Source organism: Leucobacter sp. M11, assembly GCF_035726885.1.
Classification (GTDB): Bacteria; Actinomycetota; Actinomycetes; order Actinomycetales; family Microbacteriaceae; genus JAPFRB01.
This window is the reverse complement of record NZ_JAPFRB010000004.1, coordinates 209,820-216,944: the sequence shown is the minus strand read 5'-3', so window position 1 is coordinate 216,944 and position 7,125 is coordinate 209,820. Positions and strand designations below refer to the sequence as shown.

Annotated in this window: 7 protein-coding genes; 5 read left to right on the top strand and 2 right to left on the bottom strand. The window is 72.6% G+C overall.

The annotated features are described in order from the left end of the window. Positions 1-457: Fe-S oxidoreductase (locus tag OOT08_RS12990; RefSeq protein ID WP_442916247.1), on the top strand; the 457-nt coding region annotated here is incomplete at its 5' end. Here the strand turns inward: OOT08_RS12990 and OOT08_RS12985 are convergent. Then, positions 454-882, bottom strand: a complete 429-nt coding sequence (locus OOT08_RS12985) for a hypothetical protein (protein WP_325093175.1) — start codon at positions 880-882, stop codon at positions 454-456. The two genes, OOT08_RS12990 and OOT08_RS12985, sit on opposite strands and share 4 nt — an antisense overlap. A 77-nt stretch (positions 883-959) precedes the next feature. Further along, on the bottom strand, positions 960-2,177 hold the full coding sequence (locus tag OOT08_RS12980) for an MFS transporter (protein WP_325093174.1): 1,218 nt from the start codon (positions 2,175-2,177) through the stop codon (positions 960-962). A 186-nt stretch (positions 2,178-2,363) separates the two neighbouring features. Between OOT08_RS12980 and OOT08_RS12975 the strand changes: the two genes are divergently transcribed. The 4 genes from OOT08_RS12975 to OOT08_RS12960 form a co-directional block, all read left to right on the top strand. Next, complete coding sequence (locus OOT08_RS12975; RefSeq protein ID WP_325093171.1) at positions 2,364-3,968, top strand: alpha/beta fold hydrolase; 1,605 nt, start codon at positions 2,364-2,366, stop codon at positions 3,966-3,968. Positions 3,969-4,161: 193 nt separating this feature from the next. Further along, on the top strand, positions 4,162-5,718 hold the full coding sequence (locus tag OOT08_RS12970; RefSeq protein ID WP_325093168.1) for an ABC transporter substrate-binding protein: 1,557 nt from the start codon (positions 4,162-4,164) through the stop codon (positions 5,716-5,718). Continuing rightward, positions 5,715-6,668, top strand: a complete 954-nt coding sequence (locus tag OOT08_RS12965; protein ID WP_325093166.1) for an ABC transporter permease — start codon at positions 5,715-5,717, stop codon at positions 6,666-6,668. Before OOT08_RS12970 ends, OOT08_RS12965 begins: the two co-directional genes overlap by 4 nt. Beyond that, positions 6,665-7,125, top strand: a 461-nt coding sequence (locus OOT08_RS12960) for an ABC transporter permease (protein ID WP_442916246.1), incomplete at its 3' end; no start/stop codon positions are given. The genes OOT08_RS12965 and OOT08_RS12960, both read left to right, overlap by 4 nt.

Genomic DNA, 7,125 nt, shown 5'->3' with positions numbered 1-7,125 from the left:
AGCGGCCCACCGTGCTTCGCGTCCTCGGCGCGCTCACGAGCGCCCCCGGCGGGGCCGCGTGAGCGCGGGGCGCGGGCTCGTCCGCGCGATGACCTGGCTCGGCTACGCCTACGCGACCCTCGTCGGCCTGGCCTGGGGGTCGATCTGGTCCACGGGCCGGGTCGAGCGGCGCAACGGCCTGTTCGTGTTTCGCGGGATGCCCCGCTGGACCTTCGGCCGCGGCGGCAGCTGCGTCGGGGCCTGCTACCTCACGGATCAGAACGTCACGCCCGACGTGCTCGAACACGAGGCCGTGCACCATGAGCAGTGGAAGCGGCACGGCCTGATGCTGCCGGTCCGCTACGCGCTGGCGGGTCGAAACCCGCTCACGAACCGCTTCGAGATCGAGGCGGGGCTGGAGCTGGGCGGCTACGTCCGGCGGCGGCCAGCCGCGGCTCGGGCTGCCGAACGCGGTTAGGCGAACAGGAAGGTGTCCTCGGCGAGGCCGTAGTCCTCGGCGAGCACGCGGGTGATCGCGGCGCGGAACTCGGCGTCGCCCAGGATCCACACGCTCCGACCGGGGCGGGCGGTGTTGACGCTGCCGGTATTGACGCTGCCTTCGGCCGGGCCCCGAACGTCGTCTTCGCAGAGCATCTCGCTCGCCCAGGCGCGTACGGCGCCCTCGGCGGCCCGGTGCCGGGTCAGGCCCAGGCGGGCGGGCAGCTCCACGAGGGGCAGCTCGGCCTCCGCGGGGGCCTCGACGATGACGCGACCGTGCGCGCACAGCGGCAGGATGGAGGTCGCGAGCCGGAGCTCGTCGAGACGATCAGCCTGCGCGACGATGAGATAGCTCGGCGTGGCGCGCGTGCGGGCGCGACGCTGACGGCGGAGGGAAACGGTCATGGTCCCCCCAGTATAGGACAGCCTTACCTATCTCAGCCAGCCCTGCGCGCGAAAAAGCGCACGGGCACAGCGGGCACTCAGCGTGCGCGAAGCCGGCGCTCCTCGGCGTCCGCGGGAATCAGCGGGAGCGCCGCCGCCGGAGCAAGCGCGGTCAGCGCGAAGGCGAGCGGGTAGCCGAGCGCCCCGATCAGGAGCCCGACGACCGGGCCGACGGCGGCCGCCGCGATGAACTGCCCGGTATTCTGCACGCCGAGCGCGCGCCCCGACCAGCCCGGCCCGGCCACCTCGGCGACCGAGGTGAAGGCGAGCCCGTTGTCCGCCACCGAGATCGTCGTCGCGACGAGCAGGAGCACGGCGGCGGCCGCGCCCCAGTCCGCCCAGTCCGCGCCCCCGAGGGCGAGCATCGCCGCGCCCGCGGCGACCGAGACCCAGCGGATCGGCCGCACCCGACTGCCGAGCCGATCGCTCAGGTGCCCCACCGCGATCCGGCCGAGCGCGCCAAGGAACTGGGCCGCGCCCACGAGCACCCCGGCGGCCAGGTCCGGCCAGCCGCGGCCCGAGATCAGCCAGACCAGGCCGAACGTGGACAGCGTGTACTGCGGAATCACCAGGAGCACGGACACCGCGTGAATGCGCCAGAGGAACCAGCTCCCCCGGTACGGGTTCCCGCTCGCGGCCGGAACCGCGCCGGAGGCGCGCGCGGGCCGGGCGGCGGGCCGGGGCGGGTTCTCGATCCCGAGCCAGCACGCGACCGCGAAGACCGCGCAGGAGATCGCGGGCAGCATGAGCGCCGCCCCGATGCCGAAGCTGGCCGCGAGGCCGGGGATGGTCAGGGCCGCGACGGTCGTGCCGAGCGGCTGAGACATTTGCCGTACCCCCATCGCGAGTCCGCGCCGATCCGGCGGAAACCAGCCAACGACGACCCGACCGGTCGCCGAGTTCGTGCTGCCCGCGGCCATGCCGCCGAGCACGAGGAACAGCCCGAGCGTCCCGTAGCCGGGGGCGAGGACCGCCGCGCCCGCCGCCAGGGCCGTGAGGGTGAGCCCCGCGGTCATGGCCCAGCGCTCGCCGAGCCGATCCACGAGCGCACCCCAGGCGATCAGGGTGAGCACGAGACCGAGGGTCGGGGCCGCGGCGAGGAGCCCCGCCTGCGCCAGGCTCAGCCCCCGCTCGCTGTGCAGCAGCGGGATCAGGAAGGCCGGAGCCGCCACAAAAACGGTGCTCGCGGTGTGCGCGGCGGTGCCGATGGCGAGCATCCGCCAGGCCCGCGCCGACGTGGAGTTCCGTGCGGTCACGCGATTCTCCTTCCCGGGCAGGGCAGCTGCCCCGGCGCATCGGTGGCATTTCGGGTCGATCCGGCGTCATTCCCGGGCCGTCCAGCTGGGATACCAGTGTGGCACACCAAGGCGGGGTGCCGACTCGGCACGCCGGGCTGGCACCCCTCACACCCGCTTTCGGCCCAGCCCTGATACAAAGGAGCTATGGAGACCACCTCTCAGACCGAGCAGCTCACCCAGCGCCTGCGGGCCGCCATCCTCAGCCTAGACATCGTGCCCGGTGAGCGCGTCACCGAACGGGGCCTGGAAGCACGCTTCCAAGCCTCCCGAACCCCGGCCCGGGCAGCGCTGCTCCGGCTGGAGAGCGAGGGCCTCGTGCGCCGCGCCGGGCGAGGCTGGCAGGTGACCCCCATCGACCTCGCCGAGATTCAGCAGCTCGCCCAGTACCGCGAGGCGGTCGAGACGGCCGCCGTCCGGATCGCGGCCGCCCAGGCGAGCCAGGCAGCCATCGACGCCGTGCGCGCGCCGCTCGACTCCCCCGAGCCGGTCCGCAGCGAGGCCGAGGGCGTGCGGGCGGGCGGCGACTTCCACACCCGCGTCGCGGAGCTGTCCGGAAACCCCTTCCTCGCCGAGGCGGTCCGGGGCGCGCTGCTGCGCCTGGAGCGCACCCGCTGGCTGGAGGTGCGCACCCCGGAGGCCCGGGCGCAGGCCGTCGCCGAGCACCACGCCCTGCTCGACGCGATCGCGGCCCGCGACGCGGACCTCGCCGCCGAGCTCGCCGCGAAGCACATCCGCGAGACCAACGAGCGCCTGACCCGCTCGCTCACCGATCAGCACCTGACGCTCCGCGCCCGCGGGGTCGCGGTGCTCGCGGACCCCGCGAGCGACGCCCGGCCGGAGGAGTTCTCCTTCCTGGCGGGCGATCTTGCTCGCGTGGGCGGCTCCGGCCCCCTGCCGGAGGCGGTCCGGATCGGGCTGCCCACCCCGGACGGCGAGGTGAGCGCCCTGCGCTTCGGCTCCGCGGCCCCCGCGGTGACCTTCCTGCACGGCGCGGGGCTCAACGCACACACCTTCGACCCCACCGTGCTCGCGCTCGGCCTGCCCGCGGTGTCGCTTGACCTGCCCGGCCACGGCCGCTCCGCCTGGCGCGAGGACGCCGACTATCGCCCCGAGACGATCGCCCCGGCCGTCCGCGAGGCGCTCGCCGGGCTCCGCCCGGACGGGGCCCCGCTCGCCCCGCAAATCCTGGTCGGCCAGTCGCTCGGCGGGCTGACCGCGGCGCTCGTCGCGCAGGCCGCGCCCGAGCTCGTCCGCGAGCTCGTCATCATCGACATCACCCCCGGGGTCACCCCCGACGACGGCGGGGCCGCGATCACCGAGTTCATCACCGGGGTGCCCCACTTCGCTTCGGTGGACGAGATCGTGGACCGGGCCATCGCGTTCGGCATCGGTCACGACCGAGTCGCTCTCACCCGCGGGGTGACCCTGAACACCCGCGTGCGCCCCGACGGGCGGATCGAGTTCGCGCACCACTTCGCGCACCTGTCGCCCGCCGCCGCGGCGGAGATGCCCGCCGACCGCCTCGCGGGCGTCTGGGCCGCGCTCGAGGCCGTGCGCGCGCCAATCACCCTGATCCGCGCCTCGCAGGGCATGGTGTCGCCCGAGCAAGAGGCGCAGTGGCGCGAGCGACTGCCGCACAGCCGGGTCATCACCCTCGAGGCCGGACACAACGTCCAGGAGCACGCTCCCGCGGCGCTGGCTGCGGTCCTGGCCGAGCTCGCCCAAGCGCCGGGGAATGCACTGGCCTAGCCATTCAATTACCCCCGGTCAGATCACGGAAAAGCAACGATGACTGCCTCGTGTTGCACCCCGTCTTCCGGCGCAATACGATTGGCCCAACTCGTTCACCGTGCAAGGGCGCGCGAATCGAACGAGCGCAGCTCAACCCTGCGCACGCGCCCGCACGATTCGGCCCGCTGCGCGTCAATGAAAGGACCGCACCTTGGCTGATCAGCAGCGTGGCTCCGCCACCGTCCCCCCGGCGGGTCGCCCCCAGTACGAGAAGCGGAGCGGCGGCAAGCGGTCCCTGATCACCTGGCTCGCGGTGCTCGTCGCCCTCGCCGTGATCGGAACGCTGATTTTCGTGCTCACCCGCCCCGATGACGGGGCGAACACCGGCACGCCCGGCGAGGCTAGCGGCAGCCTCACCGTCGGCCTGACCCTGGAGCCCAGTAACCTGAACGTGCGGACCACCCCCGGCGTCGCGCTCGATCAGGTCCTCATCGACAACGTGTATCAGGGGCTCGTGGGCCTCACCCCCGGCACCCTCGACGTGGTGCCCGTGCTCGCCGAGCGCTACGAGGTATCCGAGGACGGCCTCGACTACCGTTTCGAGCTGCGCGACGGGGTGCGCTTCCACTCCGGCACGGAGCTGAACGCCGAGGACGTGGTCACCTCGCTGACCGAGACCCTGGGCGACACCATCACCGCGCAGGCCCCCGACGAGCGCACGGTGACCATCGCGCTGGAGCAGCCCAACAGCCGGCTGCTCACCCTGCTCGCCAGCCGCGAGGGGCTCATCCTGGAGGCCGGGGCCGACAACGATCTGAACACCTCCGCGAACGGCACCGGGCCGTACACCCTCGCCTCGTGGAAGCAGGGCGACAGCATCACCCTGCGGCAAAGCGCCGACTACTGGGGGGATCCCGCCACCCTCGACACCGTCGTGTTCCGGTACATCCCGGACGGCAACGCCGCGGTCAACGCCACGCTGAGCGGGGACGTCGACGTGCAAACCGCCGTGCTCCCCGAGCTGAGCGGCCAGTTCGACGGCAACGAGGACTTCACGCTGCACCTCGTGGAGAGCACCGATGTGTTCACCCTCGCCTACAACAACCAGCGCGCGCCGCTCGACGACCTCACGGTCCGGCAGGCGCTCAGCATGGCCATCGACCAGGACGCGCTCATCGCGGCGCTCAACGGCCAGGGCAAGCCCCTCGGCTCCCCCATCACCGAGCTGGAGCCCGGCTACCGGGACCTGACGGCTACGAACGGTTACGATCCCGTGCGAGCCCGTGAGCTGCTCTGGGAGGCCGGACACGAGATCTTGACCCTCACGCTCACGATCCCGAACCACTACCCGCCGGCGGTGTCGGACCTGCTCGTGAGCCAGTTCGCCGCCATCGGCGTCACGCTCGAGGTCGACCAGGTGGAGTTCCCCTCCTGGATCGAGGACGTGCACGCGAACCACAACTTCGAGCTGAGCTTCGTCGACCACGCGGAGGCGGGCGACTTCGGCAACTACGCCGACCCGGACTACTACTTCGGCTACGACAGCGCCCGGGTGCAGGAGCTCTACGCGCAGGCCCTCGCCGCCACCGACCCGGCGCAGATGGACGACCTGCTCGGCCAGGCGGCAACCCAGGTCGCCGACGACGCGGTTGCGAAGTGGCTCTACAACTACACCCCCGCGACCGCGGTGCGCTCCGGCGTCGAGGGCTTCCCGATGAGCAACACGAACGCACGCATCAACCTCGCCGGCGTGACCGTCGCTGAGTGAGCCGCTTCCTGGTGGTTCGCACGCTGACCCTCCTGCTGGGGCTCGGCGTCGCAAGCGTGATCATTTTCCTGTCCCTCCGCCTGCTGCCCGGCGACGTGGCGCAGGTCATCGCGGGGCTCCAGGCGAGCCCTGAGCGGGTGGCCGCGCTGCGCGAGCAGCTCGGCCTGAACGCCCCGCTGCCCCAGCAGTACCTGAGCTGGATCGGCGGGGTGCTCACCTTCGATCTCGGAAATTCGGTCGTGACGGGGAGCCCGGTGGCCGGGCAGATCCTCGAAAAGATGCAGGTGACCCTGCCCCTCGTGGCGCTGTCGATGCTCGTCGGCGCGACGATCGCCCTTCCCCTCGGCGTCTTCACCGCCGTCCGGCACGGCCGCCGCGACAGCCGGGCGCTGTCCGCCCTCGGGATCCTCGCCGCGGCCGTGCCCATCGTCTGGGCGGGGCTCCTCGCGATCATCGTCTTCTCGAACTGGCTCGGCTGGTTTCCCTCGCAGGGCTTCCCCCGGGAGGGCTGGGCCGCCCCCGGGCGCGCCCTGCTCAGCCTCGCCCTGCCCGCGATCACGATCGGGATCGTCGAGGGGGCCGTGCTGATGCGCTTCGTGCGCAGCGCCACCCTGAGCGCCCTGAACGCCGAGCACGTCCGCAGCGCCATGAGCCGCGGGCACACCCGGCTGCGGGCGCTGATCCTGCACGGCCTGCCCGGCGTCGGCCTCTCCATCGTCTCCCTGCTCGGGATCCAGATCGCTGGCCTGATCGTCGGGGCCGTGGTCATCGAGCAGCTGTTCAATCTGCCGGGCCTCGGCCGGATGCTCGTCGCCGATGTCGGTCAGCGGGACCTGCTCAAGGTGCAGAGCGTGCTCCTCGTGCTCACGGGGATCATCCTCGTGATCGGCGCGGCCGTGGACGTGCTGCACCGACTCATCGATCCCCGGATGCGGACGGCGACCGCATGAGCGCCGCGCCCACGCCCCAGCGCCCGGACCGCCGCTCACGCCCGCTGCGCGCGCTCTGGTCGACCGGCACCGGGGCCTTCGCCCTGAGCGTGCTCACCGTGCTCACCCTCGCGGCCGTGGTGTCCTTCTTCTGGTTGCCCCACAACCCGGCCGCGGCCGATGCCTACCGGGCCTGGCAGCCGCCGAACACGGAGTTCTGGCTCGGCACCGACGGCTCCGGGCGAGACATCTTCTCCCGGCTCGTCTTCGGCTCCCGGATCACCCTGCTCATCGCGGTGGGCGCGGGCCTGCTCGCCGGGCTCATTGGGCTCGTCCTCGCCACCGCCGGGGGCCTGGGGGGACGCTGGGTCCGCGAGCCCATCGCCGTGCTCATCGACGTGCTCGTCGCCTTCCCGACCCTGATCATCGCGATGATGCTCTCGGCCGCCTTCGGCAGCGGGATCCCGGTGCTCATCGC

Bases quoted from the DNA above. Each gene is read 5' to 3' on its own strand.
- OOT08_RS12985 (WP_325093175.1), bottom strand. From the start codon at position 882: ATGACCGTTTCCCTCCGCCGTCAGCGTCGCGCCCGCACGCGCGCCACG.
- OOT08_RS12975 (WP_325093171.1), top strand. From the start codon at position 2,364: ATGGAGACCACCTCTCAGACCGAGCAGCTCACCCAGCGCCTGCGGGCC.